We start from the raw sequence: 19,098 nt of genomic DNA on the forward strand, positions 1-19,098 counted from the left end.
GCTTCGAAAACAGAAAGGACCAGGACTATGAAGAACGAGAAATTTCTTTTTACATCCGAATCAGTAACGGAAGGTCACCCGGACAAGGTCGCCGATAAGATATCGGATTCTGTGCTGGACGCCATCATAGCGGAAGACAAGGGCTGCCGGGTGGCGTGCGAAACCCTTGTGACAACCGGCATGGCCATGGTGGCCGGCGAAATCACCACAGACTCCTGGGTGGACATCCCGGAAATCGTTCGGAACACCATTCGCGACATCGGCTATGAGCATTCGGACATGGGATTCGATTGGAAAACCTGTGCCGTGATCACGAGCATCGACAAGCAGTCGCCGGACATCAGCCAGGGAGTCACGGCCGGAGAGGGCATGTTCGAAGAACAGGGCGCCGGCGATCAGGGCCTCATGTTCGGCTACGCCTGCGACGAAACCCCGACCCTGATGCCCATGCCCATCCATTACGCCCACCGTATCACGCGGAAGCTGACGGAAGCGCGCAAGAGCGGGGCGCTCCATTTCCTCCGCCCCGACGGCAAGTCCCAGGTCACCATCGAATATGAAGGCGGAAAGCCTTTGCGCGTGGACGCCGTGGTCGTGGCCGCTCAGCACAGCCCGGAGGTAACCTACGAAGAGCTTCGGGACGGCATCATGGAAGAAGTGATCAAAAAGGCCATCCCGGAAAGGTACCTGGATGAACGGACCAAGTTCTTCATCAACGCCACCGGTCGATTCGTGATCGGCGGTCCCATGGGCGATTGCGGCCTAACGGGTCGAAAGATCATCGTGGATACCTACGGCGGGCAGGGGCGCCATGGGGGCGGCTGCTTTTCCGGCAAGGACCCGTCCAAGGTGGACCGGACCGCGTCCTACATGGCCCGCTACGTCGCCAAGAACATCGTGGCCGCCGGTCTGGCACAAAAGTGCGAAGTGCAGCTTGCCTACGCCATCGGCGTCGCCGAACCCGTGAGCGTCATGGTGGACACCTTCGGGACCGGCAAGGTCAAGGACAGTCAAATCACCCGGTTTGTTCGCCAGACCTTCGACCTCAGGCCCGCCCAAATGATTTCCAAGCTGAAACTGCTCCGGCCCATATTCAAGGAAACCGCCGCATACGGCCATTTCGGGCGAAACAACCCGAACTTTACCTGGGAAAAGACGGACCAGGCCGAGGCGCTGGCGGAACTGGCCGGCATCAGCGAACCATCCCTGCCTGAAGTGGAAGAATCCCCCCGGGAAGGCACCCGCAAGAAGATAACCGTCGTCCGCTAGCCGAAAATTTTCCGCCGGTTCCGATAACACCGGACCGCGGGGGCGCCCCCCGCGGTCTTCATCCTTCGGCAGCCCGGGAAACGTGCGCGCATCCGACGTGCGACGCGACACCGCGGCCGGCTCCGTCGGCGTACACCATCGCAAGCAACCAGAGAAAGGATCGTGCCATGAACCATGACGTGAAGGATCTGAAACTCGCCAACGAAGGAAGACAGCGCATCGAGTGGGCGGCCCAGGCCATGCCCGTCCTGGACGGCATCGAAAGGCGCTTCATCAAAGCAAGACCGCTCCAGGGCGTGACGCTCGCCGCCTGTCTCCACGTGACCACGGAAACCGGACGTCTCATGCAGGTGCTCAAGGCCGGGGGCGCCGAAGTGCTGCTATGCGCTTCCAATCCGCTCTCCACGCAGGACGACGTGGCGGCGTCCCTTGTGGTCCACGACAAAATCCCGGTGTTTGCCATCAAGGGGGAAGACCGGGACACGTACTTCCGGCACATCCACCAGGTGCTGGACGCCAAGCCACGGATCACCATGGATGACGGCGCCGACCTGGTGTCGACCCTCCACAGCGAAAGACGGGACCAACTTTCCGATATCATCGGCGGCACCGAGGAAACCACGACCGGAGTGATCCGCCTGAGGAGTATGGCCGAAAAGGGCGTGCTGGGTTATCCCATCATCGCGGTAAACGACGCCAACACGAAACACCTTTTCGACAACCGCTACGGGACGGGCCAGAGCACGGTGGACGGGATCGTTCGGGCCACCAACCGCCTGCTCGCCGGATGCACATTCGTGGTGAGCGGCTACGGGTGGTGCGGCCGCGGCGTCGCCATGCGCGCGGCAGGGTTGGGGGCCCGCGTGATCGTGACGGAAGTGGACCCGCTCCGGGCTCTGGAAGCGGTCATGGACGGCTACACGGTGGCCCCCATGGAGGAAGCGGCTAAAATCGGAGACTTCTTCTGCACCGTAACCGGCGACATGCATGTGCTCCGAAAGGAACACTTCGAAAAGATGAAAGACGGCGCCATCCTCTGCAACTCCGGCCACTTCGACATCGAAATCGATCTCGAATCCCTGAAGGCGACGGCGACGGACCGCCGCTTGATCCGCGACCAGGTGGAAGAGTTTACACTTCCCAACGGCCGGCACATCAACGTGCTCTCCGAAGGCCGGCTGGTGAACCTGGCGGCTGCGGAAGGGCATCCCTCCAGCGTGATGGACATGAGTTTCGCCAACCAGGCGCTCTGTGCCGCCTACATGGCCCAAAACGGCAAGGACACCCCGAAGGGCGTCATGGGCGTCCCGGAAGAAATCGACCGCGAGATCGCCCGGCTCAAGCTTCAGGCCATGGGTATCGCCATCGACACTCTCACCCCGGAACAGGAGAGGTACCTGAACTCTTGGGAAATGGGGACGTAACTTCGGTTTTCGTCCAGCACGTAAACCGGACAATGGAAAAGAGGCGGATATGGGCAATCCGCCCCTCTTTCTGATGCGAGAGTCTCCTTACCGGACGACGCCCGGCAGGACCCTTCATTTCTTGAAAAAGATATAGACCGCCAGTCCCGCCAGGATGACGGCGAAAATCCTCTTGAAATGCGCCGTCGTGACATGTTCCAGCAGGCGAGCACCCACCTGGGCTCCCAGCACGCCCCCCACGCCCAGAAGCAGGCCGGCCCGGTAGTCCACGTTGGCCAACTTGTTGTGCGCCAAAAGGGCCGAAAAGGAAATCACCAGGATGGCCATAAACGAGGTACCCACGGCCTTCTGGGCGGGAAAGCCTAGGAAAAGGAGGAGCGGGATCATGAGGAACCCGCCCCCCAGTCCGGTGAAGGACGCTCCAATCCCCACCAGAATTCCGCTGGCGACCATGATCCACCAGGCAACAGTCATCGAACGGCACTCCTGAAGGTTCCACGTTCAGGTCACGCGGCACCCGAAGCGCTCCCGGCTGATCCCGGGAACCGGCGAGACCATCCGGCCCGCCCGCCCAGGGCTCCGCCGCTCACGCGGGCCTATTTCCCGGCGTGAGACGAAGCTTCACCGTGTACTTTCCGCGTGAGGCTCCCCATGTCCCACCGGTTCAGCCGCTTGTCCTCCTTCGGTTGTCAATGCGGCCTTCGCCTCGGGTTTTGCCGGAACCGCCGCTTCAGCCGCTTCCGGCGCTGTCGTCGTAGGAATTTCCGTCGGCAGCAAGATGAAAGGAAGCTCGCCTTCCGCCCGCCGTTTTTCACGGCCTTCGTAAAACTCGAGCCACGCCTTCACCCCGGAGATATCTTCGTCCAGCCCTTCGGCTCCAAGGCTCCGGGCGGCACCCAGGTATCCCAGGAGCGCCCCGTAGGCCGTCTTCAGTTCCTTCTCCAGGGCCGCTGCTCTTTCTTCGTTTTCCTGGATCCTGGGGAAGCAGAATTCACGGAGCGCCGCCACGGCTTCGGCTTCCGTTTCGAAGCGTTGGTCGAGGAGCGGGCCGAAATCCGCCGTCCCCGCCTCGAACGGCTCCAGGGCCTTGCTGTAAGAACCGCCGAGCCACGGGCATTTCCCGATCCTCAAGCTCAGTTTGCCGCCGCTTTCCTTGAAAAAGTAGCGGGTCGGCGTGATGACGTAAAAGGCGGCAAAAAGAACGACCAGAACCAGAAGGATGGCATTTCGAGGTCTCAAGAGCCCCTTCTTTCCTTCGATTCCACCGGACGATGCAGCCATGGTCTTTCCTCCTGTTATGGTCCGCAAATTGGCGTCCATCCGTTCTTCGATGGCCACGTCCCGCACTTTGTCCCCTCCCCTTGTGGGAGGGGATTAAGGGGAGGGGGAGAGGGGGATTTTTTGACCTTCGTTAACCTTATTGCTCAAGGTCTACACTCTAGAAGGCTACCAAAGAGTTTGTTTTTGGACAAGCGCGAGCTATTCCGAAGGCTCCGCATGCGACCTGGAGTCCCTCGAAAATGGTCCATTCCCAAGGAGCCTGCGAGAGAGGTGACTTCTCATGACTCGCACCGGACGCACCTCGCTTCTTCATTCTCCCGGGGTCTCGTGCGTTCGCCCGGCGTCATGACATGCGGTCAATCCACCTGAAGCACCACGGAAAAACACGAGAACACCACCCAGGCCCGGTCGCCTTCCTTGAGACCCAGGCGCCGCCCGCTTTCCGTTGAAGCCACGGCGCAGAGCTCCGTGCCGTCGGCGATCCGCACAGCATATTCCGTGTTGATGGCACCGCGGGTCATGCAGACAATAACCCCGCTGAAGCGGTTTTCGGCGGTGCATGCCGGCTCGCGGTCACCATGGTGAAGCATGACCCACGGAGCTTTCACCTCGGCGGTGACCAGGCGCCCTTCCGCGAGTCCCAGCCGTTCCACGCTGTCGTTGGTGATCACGGCGGTGACCAAGTGCCCCCCGAGGGTGTGGACCACGAGCAGGCTCTGGATGTCTCCGCGCCGGATCGACTGCACTTTGCCGATAAAGGTGTTCCGGGCGCTGGTTCCCCGGGTCGATTCCCTTTCCACAAAGCGCCGCGTCACCTGGCGCATCTCTTCGTCGGAAAAGGAAACGTAGGCCGACGTCAAATGGGGCGTCGAATGCCCCAGGAGCATCTGAACCGCCGCGAGAGGCACGCCGTTTCGCATCAGTTCCACGGCGCGGGCCTTCCGGATCATCTCGGGTCCGCCAAGATTCCGGGAAAAGCCGCAGGACTTCGCGCGTTCATAAAACTTCCGCCGCACAAACGCGGGATCCACATCGAAGCCGCGCCGCAGATACGTGCGGAAGGCCGGTTCGTCGAGCGCCGAACGTATTTCCCGGGCCAGTCGTTCCGAAATGAAGGCTTCCCGGGGGGGACGCTGCCCGGCGCGGTCCGCACCGCGAAAGAAGATGGCCCGGTTTTCAAGGTCAATGTCTTCGAGGGGATCGAGGGCCAAGACTTCTTTCAGCTTGGCTCCCGTGTAGCGAATGATCAGAAACAGGAGAAGGACGCGCCGGCGCGACAGGTGCACGTCCTTTCGCGGAGACTCTTCCACCCAGTCTCGGAACGACTGTTCCAGTTGATTCAACTGGACGGTATCGAGGCACCGCCCTTCATCCGGTGCGACCACGATGCGCCCGTGGCTGCCCCTCTTCGATTCCTCAAGCGAACCGGCGGGCGACCCTCCCGCGCATTTGCCTTTCGTCGTCATCACGTCGCCCTTCCATACAAACCCACACAAAAGCACCCTCGAAAGGTACTCGACCCTTTTCGGCGCACTCCACGAGCGGCCGTAACCGCGGGGTTCGAGGACACCCCTTCCGAAGCGGCTTCAGACGATCCAGCGCCTCTTGATATTATGAAGGCTAATTGCGAACAAACCGGCACAAAAAACCACCAGGAGCGCCAGATCGAGGGCAACCGGCATGACATGGCCGCCGTGGACGGCTCCATGAAGCACGTCGGCTCCATACGTCAGCGGAAACACGTACGACAGGGGTCTGAGAAAAACCGGAAGTCTCTCGATGGGGAAAAAGAGACCGCACAGGAAAATCATGGGAAAACGGAAAAAGTTGGAGAAGGTCTGCGCCTCGAAAACCTCGCTCACCGCCACGGCGATAAACAGGCCGAGAAAAGTCGAAGCCACCGCGATGAGGACCACGGCGGCGGCGAACGCGGCCCAGTCCACCGGAGAGAGGTCGGCGAGAAACGCCGCCATAACGACCGGAACGGAGGCGTTGGCCGTCCCGAAAAAGATGGCGCCGCCGGTCTTGGCCAGCATGAGGAGTTCCAGGGGAATGGGGGCCAGGAGAAGCCGTTCGAAGGAACGCTGCTTCTTTTCGAAGGTGACGGTCACCGCCAGCATCGAGGTGGTGCCGAAGAGCACGGAAACGCTCACCACGCCGGGAAGCAGTGTCAGGATCTCCTCCATGCCGCGACCGGATCGGATGAAAAACATGGCCGTCCACACCAGAGGGAAAAGGATGCCCCAACTGATATTCGGCGGCTTAAGGTAATAGGTGCGCATGTCCTTCAGCACGATATTCCAGAAAGCGATCCACAGCTTCACGACCCGCCTCCCGCTCTCTCCTTTTCCTTGCCCATGACCTCAGCCTCAAGCCCTGTAATCCTCACAAAAACGTCTTCGAGAGACGGCCGCACCCTGCGGGCCTCCGAGACTTCGACGCCGCGATCTTCCAGGAAGCGTACCATCGGCCCCACGCGTATCGGAGCACCCGCCTCCACGCGGATCAGCCCGCCGGGCTCCATGGAAAACTCCAGGCCGGGAAAAGAACGCTCGAGCTCCCGCCGCACGCCGTCGGCCTCGCCGGTGCAAGCGATCCGCACCACGTGCCTTCCGCGCATCGGCTGGATCAGCTCTTCCACCGTATCGATTCGTACGATCCGACCCGAGACAATGAAGGCCACCCGATCACAGAGCCTTTCCGCTTCCTCGATATAGTGAGTTGTCAGGAAGATGGTGGTTCCGGCCCGGTTCAGGTCGGCGATGAGCTGCCGCAACCGCCGGGCGCTCGCCACGTCGATCCCGGTGGTGGGTTCATCCAGAAAGAGGATTTCGGGGCGGTGAACGATTCCGGCGGCGACGGTGAGCTTCCGCTTCATCCCTTTGGAGTACCCCCCGAACTTCCGGGTCGCGGCATCCGCGAGACCGAACGCGTCCAGAAGTTCCCTGGCTCGACCCCGCCGCTCGCGCCTTTCCATCCCGTAGAGCGCGGCGCAGAAGCAGAGGTTTTCGAATCCGGTGAGTTCCGGGTAGAGGTTGCTTTCATCGGGCACCACGCCGATCAAGTGCTGCGCCGCACGGGGTCTCCGCGTACAGTCGACCCCGGCGATTTCGATGGTTCCCCTATCCGGGCGAGCAAGACCCGTAAGCATGTTGATGGTCGTGGTCTTACCGGCTCCGTTGGGTCCAAGAAAACCGAAAAGCTCGCCACGCCGTACACTGAACGAAATTCCGCAAACAGCGTCCACCTTCTCAAAGCGCTTGGCGAGCCCGTTGACAACGATGACTTCGCTCATTCCCGTCACATCCTATCGGCGCGTCCCTTAAGGGCCGCTCAAACCGAGAGCTTCTCCCATCTCAGAAGTTGAGCGACTACGGCGATGGCGATGGGGAGCAGGGTGCCCAGGTCGCCCAAAGACCCCGCCGGTTCCATTCGGTCATACTTGAATCGCTCAAACATTGGAACCCCTCACGGACCGAAAAGCGATTGATAGAACAGCCGCGCAGACATGCCAAAAAGAACCACGCCGAACATGACGCGAACGTTCCTCCCCTTCAGCCGCGCGCTCATGATCCGCGCCCCCGCCTGGCCTCCCACAAAAGAAGCCGCTGCGGCCGGCAGGATGAATCCCCAGTCGATGGCTTCCATGGACGCATAACCCACGAAGCCGGTAAACGAAGAAAAGCACACGATGAAGGTCGACGAGGCGGCGGCGACTTTTGTCGGCGTCTTGAGCCCGTAGATCAAGACCGGAACGACGAACACGCCGCCTCCGATCCCCAGCAGGCCGCCCACAAGTCCGATGCAGACCCCGACGGCGATTCCTCCGACGAGCTTCTTCGCCGGCTCCGGTCCGGTTCCTTCAGCTTCGGCAGGCGGCGACATCAGCATGCGGACCCCGGCCAAGGCCAACACCACGGCCATCGTGATGAGAAAGGGCCTCAACTCCAGCCGCACATTGAGATACGCCCCCAGGGGCGCGGCAAGGCTCGACGAAACGATCAGGGGGATGGAAAGGGAAAAATCCACCATCCTCTTTCGAGAATAGGTGTAGGCGGCGGACCCGGCGGCGATGAGGTTCAAAAAGAGCGAAGCGGACGCGGCTTCGCTCTTGGAAACGCCGAGAATGACAAAGAGCGGGGAAAAAATGAGGCCTCCGCCCAGGCCGACCATGGTCAGAAGAAGCGAAATCAACAGAACGGAAAGCCAAAGCAGCGGGGAAAGACTCATGTCGGAAACCACCGGATGTTGGGAGCGCCGATGACGGCCCGAGTTGCCTGCGCACTCCCGGAAGATCCTTGACAGCCTGGCCGCCGCCTCGATAAACTAACACGAATCCTAGGTTATTCGTGACCCAAAAGCAACAAGGCACTTCAACCCGGAGGACCGAAATGCTCTTTCAGACCGCCGGCATCGAAGTGTCCCCCTGGATTCCTCCCTTTGTGGCTTTGGGCATATCCTTTTTCACGTCCATGGGCGGGGTGTCGGGAGCCTTCCTCCTGCTTCCCTTCCAGATGTCTTTTCTCGGCTATACGGACCCCTCGGTCAGCGCAACCAACCATGTCTTCAACATCGTGGCGATCCCGAGCGGCGTCTACCGCTACTGGAAGGAAGGCCGCATGGTGTGGCCGCTCACCTGGGTGGTGGTGGCGGGCACGCTCCCGGGAGTGCTCATCGGCGCCGTAGTGCGTGCCACGTTACTGCCGGATCCCGGGAGTTTCAAGCTTTTCGCCGCCGCCGTCCTCCTCTACATCGGCCTGCGCATGGTCCGGGATCTTACAAAGCGAACCGCCAGCCAAACCGACGGGGAAAAGGGCGAAAAGCGCCTCCAGGAAGCGGTCCGCAGGGATCGATTCCGAACCGACGCGGATCCGGGCACGCCCGGCGGCGCTTCCTCGCCCGCCATCACGGTCACCCATTTCAACCTGAGGCGTCTGGGTTATACTTTTTTTGATGAAGCCTTCGACGTTTCCGTCGCGGGGATCTTTGCCATGAGCTTCATCGTGGGGATCGTGGGCGGCATTTACGGCATAGGAGGCGGATCCATCATCGCGCCCTTTTTCGTCACCTTCTTCCGATTGCCGGTTCATACCGTGGCGGGAGCGGCTCTCATGGGGACCTTTGTCACCTCGCTGGCCGGCGTCGCCTTCTACCAGGCCGTCGCACCCCTGTATCCGAACCTTTCGGTCGCTCCGGATTGGCCTCTGGGACTCCTTTTCGGGCTGGGCGGCGTGGCGGGCATGTACCTGGGCGCCCGTTGCCAGAAGTTCGTTCCCGCACGAAAAATCAAGTGGATGCTGGCCGCCGTCATCGTTTTTACCGCTTTGAAATACATATCGGCCTTTTTCGACTATTAGCGGACGCCGGGCTTCCTCCGTCGCCCGTGGGGGAGCCGGCAGGACGCGTCTTGGGCGCGAAGCGCCCACGGAAAAGGCTTCTCTACGTGGACGAGAAAAAGAAAAGGAGTCCGCTCATGCAGAAGAGGAAGATCACCGAAGGTATCCATTGGATGGGAGCCGTGGACTGGGACCGGCGCCTCTTCGATTCCCTCATCCCGCTTCCGGACGGCACATCCTACAACGCCTACCTGATCGAGGGAAGCGAAAAGACGGCGCTCCTGGACACCGTCGATCCGCTCATGGCCGACGTGTTCCTGGGGCAACTCGACGGCGGGCCGAAAATCGATCTCATCGTATCGCACCATGCGGAGCAAGACCATTCAGGAACCATTCCGCACGTCCTTGAACGCTTTCCCGAAGCCAAGGTGGTTTGCACACCCAAGGCCAAAGGCATGCTCATCGATCTCCTTCGCATTCGCGAAGATGCCTTTCTCACCGTGGCCGACGGCGAGACCTTGTCGCTGGGCGACCGGACGTTGAAATTCCTGCACACGCCCTGGGTTCACTGGCCGGAAACCATGGTGAGCTACCTGGAGGAAGAGCGGATCCTCTTCAGCTGCGATTTCTTCGGATCCCACATCGCCGCCTCGGATCTGTACGTGACCGACAAGGGGCGGGTCTACGAAGCGGCCAAGCGTTATTTCGCAGAGATCATGATGCCTTTTCGGAACGTGATCGAAAAGAACCTGGAAAAGCTCCAGCCCTACGACATACGGATGATCGCCCCCAGCCACGGTCAGATCTACCGCGAGCCGTCCTGGATCATGGACGCCTACCTGGACTGGGTCCAGGGGGCACCCAAGAACCTTGTAGTTTTGCCTTTCGTTTCTATGCACGACAGCACCCGGAGGATGGTGGATCATTTGGTTTCGGCTCTGGCGGCAAACGGCGTGTCGGTGGAACCCTTCAACCTGACCGTGACCGACACCGGCAAACTCGCCATCGTTCTCGTAGACGCGGCAACGATCGTTATCGGAACGCCGACCCTACTCGCCGGTCCTCACCCCCTCGCCGCCTACGCCGCCTTTTTGGCCAATGCGCTTCGGCCCAAGGCGAAATTCCTATCCATCGTCGGTTCCTATGGTTGGGGAGGAAAGACCGTCGAGACCCTCGCCGGCATGATCCCCAATCTCAAGGTGGAAGTCCTGAATCCCGTGCTCTGCAAGGGACTGCCGGGCGAAGAAGATTTCCGGGCCTTGAACGACCTGGCCGCAACCATCGCGGCGAAGCACAAGGAACATGGATTTCTGTAGCCGGCTGGGGAGCGGGCGACACCCATGCAAAGCCGAATAAGGAGAGTCGATCGCTCGGCAATGCGTGGCGCTTCTGTCCCAACACATCGCCAAGTAAGCGGGTGTTCTGTTTCCCCTGGCGGAGGCGAAGGTGGATGCGGGCGAGGACGCCCGGCTTTTCGGGGCGTTCGAGGGGTGAGAACGGGAGCGCATCGGACCGGGAAAACACGAGGCGTTCCATGCACTGCTGGAACGCTTGGACCGGGAATACCTGGGCCGACACGGCAAGCGGCATGGACGGCTCCCTCTTACCGGCCCTTGAACGGAGCTGCGGCAAGAGGCCGCGTATCAGGCGCAGCAGGGTGACGCCGGGCGCGTCAGGCTCTCCCGTAGTCGCCTTCCGCTCTTTCGATGTCGTCTTCTCCAAAGTAGTCGCCCGTCTGCACTTCGATGAAGACCATGTGCGCCGGACCGGGATTGCGCACCCGGTGCCAGGTTTCCGCGGGAAGATCCACGGCCTGGCCGGCTTTCAGCCGGATGTCCTCTCCGTTTTTCGTTACGACGGCCTCGCCGCTTACCACGTACCAGTGTTTGGAACGACGAAAATGTCGTTGGTAGTTCAACCGCGCCCCCGGGTACACCGTGAAGCGCTTGACCTTATGGTCCGGAGCATCCAGGAGGACTTCGTAGAATCCCCAGGGGCGATGGTCTTCTCGATCGGTCTGCCGGATGATCGTTTCGTAGAGGCGCCTATATCGGTCCATTTATCCGGTTCATGGCCGTACCAGCGGCGCAGTGTGTCGCTGGGTGCCGGTTCCTTGACCCAGTGGTCGACGGCCGCCCGTTCCCTGGTGAGGCATCTCGGTCAGAGGCGGTCCACGAGGATCCGCTTGTCGTCGGCCGAATCGACCGTCTCCTAGACTCGCTTGATTTTGATGGCCATCCGATGGATCCCTCTGTGAACTCTCTAAAGACTCTCCCATCGACGGCGTTTCAGAGGAAAGTCTCCTGGAATCCTGCGGCGCCTTGCCGCATCGTGGTATCATATTTGCTATCCGGTTTTCCTATAACGCTGCCGTGGCGAGTATTTGCCACACGAGTACGGACGGGCGATGATTCGACCCGGCTCAGGAAACCCTCGGAAACTTACAGGGACCACATCGTGAACAACGACGGCTCTTTGCGACCCCGCATCAGGCGTTTCATCCGTCTCTTCTGGCTCTTCATCATGGCCGGCCTCGCCTTCGGGACATGGACTTCCGCGGGCATCGGTGCGCGCCCCGTCGTTTTTTCCGCATCCGAAGTGGGCTATCCTCCTTTCTGCATGACCGATGAATCAGGGCAAGCGATCGGTTTTTCGGTGGAACTGATGCGCGCGGCGCTGGCCGCCATGGGCCGCGACGTCACCTTCCGGGTCGGCCCGTGGGCGGAGGTCAGAACCTGGCTGGAACGGGGTGAAGTCGAGGCTCTTCCCCTGGTGGGCCGGACACCCGAACGGGAAGCGCTCTTCGATTTCACCTTCCCTTACATGTCGCTCCACGGCGCCATCGTCGTCCGTAAGGACCGTCGCGACATCTCCGACCTGAAGGATCTCCGGGGAAAGCGGGTCGCGGTCATGAAGGGCGACAACGCGGAAGAGTTTCTACTGCGGGAAGACCGCGGGATGGCCATTCATACGACCGCCACTTTCGAAGACGCGCTCCGAGAACTTTCCGAAGGCCGCTGCGACGCCGTGGTCGTCCAGCGGCTCGTGGCGATCCGCCTCATACAGGAAACCGGTCTCAAGAATCTCCGGATCGTCAACCGCCCCATCGAGGGCTTCCGCCAGGACTTCTGCTTCGCCGTCAGGGAAGGCGACCGGGAAACGCTGGCCCTTTTGAACGAGGGTCTGGCCCTGGTCATGGCCGATGGAACCTACCGGCGCCTCCACGCCAAGTGGTTCGCGGCCCTGGAACTCCCCTACAACCGGCGGATCGTGATCGGCGGGGATCACAACTATCCGCCCTACGAATACCTCGACGAGAAAGGCCGGCCGGCCGGTTACAACGTGGAACTCACCCGAGCCATCGCCGCCGAACTGGGCCTCAACGTCGAAATACGCCTGGCGCCCTGGGCGGAAGTCAGGGATGCTCTCGCACGGGGCGAAATCGACGCCCTCCAGGGCATGTTCTACTCGCCTCAGCGCGACTTGACCTTCGATTTCACGCCGCCGCACACCGTGAACCATTTCGTCGGCGTGGTACGTAAAGGTGAAACGCCCCCTCCGGCCACCCTGGCCGAGCTCGAGGGGAAGCGGATCGTGTTGCAGCGCGGCGACATCATGCACGATTTTGCGGTGGAAAACGGACTCGAAAGACAGATCAGGGCCGTTGACGCCCAGGAGGACGCCCTGCGGGAGCTTGCCGAAGGAAAGCACGATGTGGCGCTGGTCTCCCGACTGACCGCCTTCTACTGGATCGAAAAATACGGGTGGCAGAACCTCGTCGTCGGGAGCCGCCCGTTCCTATCGCCGGAATATTGCTATGCCGTTCCCAACGGCCAAAAGGCCTTGCTGGCCCATTTCACCGAAGGGCTGAGAACTCTCGAAGAAAACGGCGAATACAGGCGCATCTACGAAAAATGGATGGGAATCTACGAAGCGCCTTTTCCCCGCTTCGTGGACATCCTTCGTCATTTGACCATGGTGGCCGTCCCTCTGCTGCTGATCCTCCTCACTTCCTTCGTGTGGTCGTGGACGCTGCGCCGGCAGGTGGCGAGCCGGACGGCGGCGCTGAGGGAAAGCGAGGAATTTCAGCGAGCCGTGATCGCCTGTTCGCCGGTCGCCCTCTACAGCATCGACCTGGACGGCAATGTTTTGACCTGGAACGCTTCGGCCGAGAAAATCTTTGGGTGGACGGCCGGCGAAATCATCGGCAGGCCGCTTCCCATCATCCCCGAAGCCCAACAGGATGAACACCGGGGACTTCGCGAGCGGGTGATGAAGGGTGAGGTGATCGAAGCCGTTGAAGTGACCCGCTGCAAGAAAGACGGCTCCTGCTTCGAAGGGCGCCTTTCGATCGCTCCCATCAACGACGCCGGAGGACGCATCATCGGCATCATGGCCGCCATGGAAGACATCACCCAGTCCAAGCAGGCGGAGAGGTCCCTTCGCGAAAACGAGGCGCTCTTCAGAAACCTCTTCGAAGGGCACGCCGCGGTCAAACTGATCATCGATCCCGAAAACGGACGCATCGTGGATGCCAACCGAGCTGCCGAGGATTTTTACGGATGGCCGCGCCACCGCCTGAAGACGATGCGGATACAAGATATCAATACCGCTTCCGTCGAAGAGATCAAGGCGGCCATGGACAAGGTCCGGTCGCGAAGCCGGGTGCGTTTCGAATTCCGTGATCGTCTGGCCGATGGTTCGATCCGTGACGTTGAAGTGTATTCGAGCCCCATCGAGATCGGGGGCCAAAGCCTCCTCCATTCCATCATCCACGACGTCACTGAACGCAAACGTACGGAAGCCGAACGGGAGCGGCTGCTTCTGGCCATCGAGCAATCGGGGGAGATGATCGTCATCACCGACCCGCAGGGAATCATCGAGTACGTCAACCCGGCCTTCGAGCGGACGACGGGCCATGTGCGCGAAGACGTTATGGGCCATCCCCTGTGCGCCTTCCATGGAAACGAACAAGACCCACCATTTTGCCACGAAGATTGGAAGGCGCGCTGCAGCGGCGGTTCCTGGCGCGGCCGACTGGTGAGCCGGTATCGTGACGGGGTCCTCCACACCGAGGACGTTTCGATTTCCCCGGTTCTCGACGCTTCAGGACGGATCGTCAATTTCGTGGCCGTAATGCGCGATGTCACCGACGAAATCCGCCTGGCGGACCAGCTGCAGCAGGCCCAAAAGATGGAATCCGTGGGCCGGCTGGCCGGAGGTGTGGCCCACGACTTCAACAACATGCTCGGCGTGATCATCGGCTACGCCGAATTGGCTATGCACAGGGTCGCCCCTTCGGACCCCGTCCGCGCAGACCTCGGCGAAATCCTGAAGGCCGCCAAACGTTCCACAGAGATCACCCGGCAGCTGCTCGCTTTCGCCCGCAGGCAGCCGATCCGCCCCCAATTGCTTGACCTCAACGCAACCGTGGAGGACATGCTCAAGATGCTTCAGCGGCTCATCGGCGAAGACATTTACCTGGCGTGGCTTCCGGGAACCGGTTTATGGCCCGTCCGGCTGGACCCTGCCCAGATCGATCAAATCCTCGCCAATCTCTGTATCAACGCCCGGGATGCCATCGGCGGGGTGGGCAAGGTCACCCTGGAAACGAAAAACGTAACCTTCGACGCGGCCTATTGTTCGACTCATCCGGGCCATGTCCCCGGCGACTTCGTGATGCTGGCCGTGAGCGACGACGGATGTGGCATGGATCGGGAAACGCAGGAAAAGATTTTTGAACCGTTTTTCACCACCAAGGGCGTCGACCGGGGCACCGGCCTGGGGCTCGCCACCGTCTACGGCATCGTCAAGCAGAACAACGGCTTCATCCATGTCTACAGTGAAGCTGGAGCCGGAACGACTTTCAAGATTTACCTGCCGCGCCATCGGGAGGCGGTGGAAGCGAAGAGTCCGGAAAGCGCCGGGGAAATCCCTCAAGGTCGCGGGGAAACGGTGCTTCTTGTAGAAGACGAACCGGCGATCCTGGAGATGGCCCGGATGATGCTCGAGCAACTGGGTTACCGGGTCCTGGCCGCCGCCGCGCCCAACGAGGCCCTCGGCATGCTTGAAGCGCACTCCGGTGGCATCCAGCTGCTCATCACCGACGTGGTGATGCCCGAAATGAACGGACACGAATTGGCCGACAAGGTTCAAGACCGGGTCCCGGGGCTCAAGGTGCTCTTCATGTCCGGCTACACGGCCGACGTGATCGCCCATCGAGGCGTTCTCGACCGCGACGTACACTTCCTCCCGAAACCGTTCATGCTGAAGGACCTGGCCATGAAGGTCCGGGAAGCGCTGGACGGAAAATGAACCGCGGAAACATCGCTATGCCCGCCCGAGAGGGAGCGAAAAGAGGCCGTCTGAGAATACCCTTCGCCCTTCTGGGATTGAGTGTCCGTTTTTTCGCGTAGGGGCGGTTTGCGAACGGCACTTCAGGAGCGACTCATGCCCTGATAGGAGCCGGCTTGCCGGCGATCAGGGTCAGCGCGGCATTGCCGGTTTTACGGTTCGCGGGCAAGCCCGCTCCTCCCGATAACAGAAGACAGGGCCGGCGCCTTGCCGGAAAACCGGGCCGATTCCCTGTAGGGGCGCAGCGCCGCTGCGCCCCCACCTGCAGGCGATCCGCATCGCGGCGAGGGCGCCGCTCCTACAGGAACAAAGAACCCGTTCAGGGCCCGACTTTCATGAGTTTGTTTTGGACGAGCTCAAGGCATGAACCTCGGTCTTTCTTGGGGCCTCAGCCGAACCGAATGACCAGCTCGTATTCTCCGCACTCGGGATGCTTTTTCATCTCGAAGCCTAGTTTTTTCCCGAGGGCCAGCATGGTTTTGTTTTGCTGCAGAACAATGCCCCTTACCGTCTGGAATCCTCGATCTTTGGCAATGGAAAGGCACTGCTGCAGAAGACTCGACCCAATCCCCAGGCCATGCCACGGATCGCCGACCATAATGGCGAACTCCCCCTCCTTTCCGTCCGGGTCCCCGATGATTCTCGCCACCCCCAGCATCCGTTCCCTTTCGGAGTCCTCGTCCAGGGCCACCAGTGCGATTTCCCGGTCGTAGTCGATCTGGGTGCATCGAGCGAGCATGTGCGGGCTCATTTCTTTTATATAGCTGAAGAAGCGATAATAGACCGTCGTGGGGGAGAGGACCTTGAAAAATTCCTTAAAGAGCGTGGCATCTTCGGGTTTCACGGGACGGACGAACACCCGCACACCGTGTTCGGTGACCAGATGAGTCTCGTATTCCTCCGGATACGGGCTGATCACCAAATGCATCGGGGATGGCTGATCCGACGGTGAGACCCGGATGCGGGCGTCCACCGCAACGGGTCTACCATCCTTGATCAGGACGGGATTCATGTCCAGTTCTGCAATTTGGGGCCAGTCGATCAGCAACTGGGAGAGTCCGATGATCATGGATTCGAGCCGTTCGACGTCCGCCGGCGGCCGGTTTCTGTACCCTTGAAGCAGCGTCCAAGCCCGGGTTCCCTCCATCATCCGCCGGGCCAAGAGCCGGTTCATGGGGGGAAGCCCCAAGGCCCGGTCCTTGACAACTTCCGTAAAGATGCCCCCCATTCCGAATACGATCACCGGGCCGAAATTGGCGTCCCGTTTCGCTCCCAGTAGGATTTCATAGTCCGGAGAGGCAAAAAACGGCTGCAGAATGACCCCCTCGATGCGGGCTTCGGGCTTGGCACGGCGCGCCGATTCCACGATCTGAAGGAAAGCGGCACGGACATCCCCGTCCGAGCGCAGATCCAGGCGCACCCCGCCCACGTCGGTCTTGTGGGTGATGTCAGGGGACTCCAGCTTCATCACCAAGGGATAGCCCATATCGCGGGCCAGTCGTACCGCTTCGGTCTCGTTCGGTGCCCGTTCCGTCCGGATGACGGAAAGCCCGTAGGCCGAAAGGAGATCCCTGGCGTCCGATTCCGACAGAAAGCCATCCTCCGGTGCACCAGCCATGATTCGCCGGGCCTTCTCCCGGTCACAGGCGATGTTCCGGGTCAGCTTGGGCGGGATTTCCACGACGGATGCCAGGTTCTCGGCGTATTCAACCATGTAGAGAAAAGCCCTGACCGCCCGTTCCGGTGTCCTGTAAGTGGGCACTCCCGCGCTGTTCAAGATCCCGACGGCCTGTTCGATGCTCTTGCCGCCCATCCAGCAGGCGAAGACCGGGTAACGTCGCTTCGTTACCGTGGTCAGCACCTCGGCCACCGAAAGGGGATCCGTTATGGCCTGGGGTGTCAAGATAACGCAGACGGCGTCCATGTTTTTCGCTTCGAAGCAGACTTCCAGCGTGCGCCGAAAGCGCTCCGCGGAAGCGTCTCCCAGAATGTCGATGGGATTGCTGCGACTCCAGAAAGGCGGCAGAAAAGCATCGAGCTTCGACACGGTTTCAGGATCAAGTTCCGCCGGCTCCAAACCATATCGGGCGAGGGCGTCGGTAGCCATCACGCCGGGCCCTCCGCCGTTGGTCACGACGGCCAGGCGGGACCCCCGGGGGCGCGGCTGCTTCGCCAGCAGTTCGGCGCAATCGAACAGGTCCTGGATGGTGTCCACACGCACGACCCCGGCCCGCTTGAAGGCGGCGTCATAGACCGCATCTTCCCCGGCCATGGCGCCGGTGTGGGACGCCGCGGCCCGGGCCCCGGCCTCGCTTCGTCCCGCCTTCAGGACGATGACGGGCTTGACGCGGGACACCGACCGCGCCGCGCTCATGAACTTTCGAAAATTCGTCAGGCTTTCGATGTAGAGCAGAACGCTCTGGGCCGAAGAATCGTTTCCGAGGTAATCCACCAGGTCCCCGAAATCGACGTCGACCATGGAACCTATGCTGACGAAGTGGCTGAATCCGATGCGTTCCTGCAGGGCAAAATCCAATATGGCCGTACAGATGGCTCCACTTTGCGAAACGAAAGCCAGACGGCCGGGATCGGGCATTTCAGAAGCGAAACTGGCGTTGAGATTTCCGCCGGGCCGAATGATCCCCAGGCAATTGGGGCCCACGATGCGAAGCCCGCCCGCATGAGCTGTTTCCCGGATCTGCCGTTCGATCTCCCTTCCTTTTTCCCCGGTTTCTTTCCCACCGGCCGAAATGACAATGGCCCCGGCCACCTTTCTTTCAACACATTCCTGTACGATGCCGGGAACCGTCTGAATCGGCGTGGCGATGACCGCAAGGTCCACCCCCGCTTCCAGATCGGACACGGTCTTTGCGACGGATAGGCCGTGCACTTTCTTGTATTTGGGATTCACCGGCAGGATCGTTCCCGGGAATCCACCTTCGATGAGGTTCTTCATGAGGGCGTTTCCGATGCTTCCCGGCTGTTCACTGCCCCCCACCACCGCGATCTTGCGTGGATTGAATATCCGATCCAAGTTGTACTGGCTCACGATTCCGCTCCTCTTTTCCTGCTCCGGCCCGGCCGCTGTGATCCGCGGGAAACCAAGCTACACGGCGCCCACCGGTTCATGCCGCATCCGTCAAACACACGTTCGGCCGGGACCAGGCCGGTCGAGAATACCACCACCAGGGCGGTCAAGCCCACCAGGTCGCAGCCCCAGCGACCTCAGACAAATAGAACCTGCGTAGCCGAAAAAATGCTGAGCACCAGCCTCGGATCAAAGGTCAGCTCCATGGGACATCGTCGCGCAAGGGGTCGAAGCCGCCGCCACATCGTCCCGAACATTATTCTTCCATGATTCGACCCACCTTTCCACAGATATCCTGGCCAACTCCCGCATTTCTGAGGCTGGTTCCATCTCCGAATGGAACGCA

General features: G+C 60.9%; 13 protein-coding genes and 1 pseudogene. 5 read left to right on the top strand and 9 right to left on the bottom strand.

Going from position 1 to position 19,098, the window contains the following annotated elements:
- Window positions 1-27: 27 nt before the first annotated feature.
- Both metK and ahcY read left to right on the top strand, forming a co-directional pair.
- Window positions 28-1,194, top strand: a pseudogene (gene metK, locus FDQ92_RS06735) (methionine adenosyltransferase); the annotation flags it as partial.
- Between the two features lie 242 nt (window positions 1,195-1,436).
- Entirely contained in the window at window positions 1,437-2,693 is a 1,257-nt protein-coding gene (gene ahcY / locus FDQ92_RS06740) for an adenosylhomocysteinase (protein WP_137423868.1), read from the top strand.
- A gap of 114 nt (window positions 2,694-2,807) precedes the next feature.
- Here the strand turns inward: ahcY and FDQ92_RS06745 are convergent, their stop codons facing one another.
- The 7 genes from FDQ92_RS06745 to FDQ92_RS06770 form a co-directional block, all read right to left on the bottom strand.
- Window positions 2,808-3,167, bottom strand: a complete 360-nt coding sequence (locus tag FDQ92_RS06745; protein WP_137423869.1) for a sulfite exporter TauE/SafE family protein — start codon at window positions 3,165-3,167, stop codon at window positions 2,808-2,810.
- 147 nt (window positions 3,168-3,314) lie between these two features.
- Window positions 3,315-4,040 (bottom strand): hypothetical protein, encoded by a 726-nt coding sequence (locus FDQ92_RS06750; RefSeq protein ID WP_137423870.1) that lies wholly within the window; start codon window positions 4,038-4,040, stop codon window positions 3,315-3,317.
- Between the two features lie 290 nt (window positions 4,041-4,330).
- On the bottom strand, window positions 4,331-5,440 hold the full coding sequence (locus FDQ92_RS06755; RefSeq protein WP_137425742.1) for a TOBE domain-containing protein: 1,110 nt from the start codon (window positions 5,438-5,440) through the stop codon (window positions 4,331-4,333).
- Window positions 5,441-5,560: 120 nt separating this feature from the next.
- Window positions 5,561-6,298: an ABC transporter permease gene (locus FDQ92_RS06760; RefSeq protein WP_137423871.1), complete on the bottom strand. Its 738-nt coding sequence runs from the start codon at window positions 6,296-6,298 to the stop codon at window positions 5,561-5,563.
- Window positions 6,295-7,269: an ABC transporter ATP-binding protein gene (locus tag FDQ92_RS06765; RefSeq protein ID WP_137423872.1), complete on the bottom strand. Its 975-nt coding sequence runs from the start codon at window positions 7,267-7,269 to the stop codon at window positions 6,295-6,297. Before FDQ92_RS06765 ends, FDQ92_RS06760 begins: the two co-directional genes overlap by 4 nt.
- 38 nt (window positions 7,270-7,307) lie before the next feature.
- Window positions 7,308-7,433, bottom strand: coding sequence for a hypothetical protein (locus tag FDQ92_RS15915; protein ID WP_281276853.1), 126 nt, complete (start codon window positions 7,431-7,433; stop codon window positions 7,308-7,310).
- Window positions 7,434-7,442: 9 nt separating this feature from the next.
- Window positions 7,443-8,204, bottom strand: coding sequence for a sulfite exporter TauE/SafE family protein (locus tag FDQ92_RS06770; protein ID WP_137423873.1), 762 nt, complete (start codon window positions 8,202-8,204; stop codon window positions 7,443-7,445).
- Window positions 8,205-8,365: 161 nt separating this feature from the next.
- Here FDQ92_RS06770 and FDQ92_RS06775 point away from each other — a divergent pair, with 161 nt between their 5' ends.
- Window positions 8,366-9,331, top strand: coding sequence for a sulfite exporter TauE/SafE family protein (locus tag FDQ92_RS06775; protein WP_137423874.1), 966 nt, complete (start codon window positions 8,366-8,368; stop codon window positions 9,329-9,331).
- Between the two features lie 116 nt (window positions 9,332-9,447).
- Window positions 9,448-10,626: an FprA family A-type flavoprotein gene (locus FDQ92_RS06780; RefSeq protein ID WP_137423875.1), complete on the top strand. Its 1,179-nt coding sequence runs from the start codon at window positions 9,448-9,450 to the stop codon at window positions 10,624-10,626.
- 356 nt (window positions 10,627-10,982) lie between these two features.
- Here FDQ92_RS06780 and FDQ92_RS06785 read toward each other — a convergent pair whose 3' ends face one another.
- The gene (locus FDQ92_RS06785; protein ID WP_137423876.1) at window positions 10,983-11,369 is read right to left on the bottom strand and encodes a phosphomannose isomerase type II C-terminal cupin domain; all 387 of its coding nucleotides are present in this window, start codon (window positions 11,367-11,369) and stop codon (window positions 10,983-10,985) included.
- Between the two features lie 464 nt (window positions 11,370-11,833).
- Between FDQ92_RS06785 and FDQ92_RS06790 the strand changes: the two genes are divergently transcribed.
- A complete protein-coding gene (locus FDQ92_RS06790) occupies window positions 11,834-15,625 on the top strand; it encodes a PAS domain S-box protein (protein WP_425457270.1) in 3,792 nt (1,263 codons plus the stop codon).
- 427 nt (window positions 15,626-16,052) lie between these two features.
- On the opposite strand, the gene FDQ92_RS06795 is transcribed toward FDQ92_RS06790, so the two are convergent.
- Window positions 16,053-18,713 (bottom strand): bifunctional acetate--CoA ligase family protein/GNAT family N-acetyltransferase, encoded by a 2,661-nt coding sequence (locus FDQ92_RS06795; RefSeq protein ID WP_137423878.1) that lies wholly within the window; start codon window positions 18,711-18,713, stop codon window positions 16,053-16,055.
- Window positions 18,714-19,098 lie beyond the last annotated feature (385 nt).

It is taken from the genome of Desulfoglaeba alkanexedens ALDC, assembly GCF_005377625.1.
GTDB lineage: Bacteria > Desulfobacterota > Syntrophobacteria > Syntrophobacterales > DSM-9756 > Desulfoglaeba > Desulfoglaeba alkanexedens.

Coding starts and splice junctions, on each gene's coding strand:
- FDQ92_RS15915 (WP_281276853.1), bottom strand. CDS start 7,433: ATGTTTGAGCGATTCAAGTATGACCGAATGGAACCGGCGGGGTCTTTG.
- FDQ92_RS06785 (WP_137423876.1), bottom strand. CDS start 11,369: ATGGACCGATATAGGCGCCTCTACGAAACGATCATCCGGCAGACCGAT.
- FDQ92_RS06765 (WP_137423872.1), bottom strand. CDS start 7,269: ATGAGCGAAGTCATCGTTGTCAACGGGCTCGCCAAGCGCTTTGAGAAG.
- FDQ92_RS06775 (WP_137423874.1), top strand. CDS start 8,366: ATGCTCTTTCAGACCGCCGGCATCGAAGTGTCCCCCTGGATTCCTCCC.
- FDQ92_RS06770 (WP_137423873.1), bottom strand. CDS start 8,204: ATGAGTCTTTCCCCGCTGCTTTGGCTTTCCGTTCTGTTGATTTCGCTT.
- FDQ92_RS06745 (WP_137423869.1), bottom strand. CDS start 3,167: ATGACTGTTGCCTGGTGGATCATGGTCGCCAGCGGAATTCTGGTGGGG.
- FDQ92_RS06790 (WP_425457270.1), top strand. CDS start 11,834: ATGGCCGGCCTCGCCTTCGGGACATGGACTTCCGCGGGCATCGGTGCG.
- ahcY (WP_137423868.1), top strand. CDS start 1,437: ATGAACCATGACGTGAAGGATCTGAAACTCGCCAACGAAGGAAGACAG.
- FDQ92_RS06780 (WP_137423875.1), top strand. CDS start 9,448: ATGCAGAAGAGGAAGATCACCGAAGGTATCCATTGGATGGGAGCCGTG.
- FDQ92_RS06755 (WP_137425742.1), bottom strand. CDS start 5,440: ATGACGACGAAAGGCAAATGCGCGGGAGGGTCGCCCGCCGGTTCGCTT.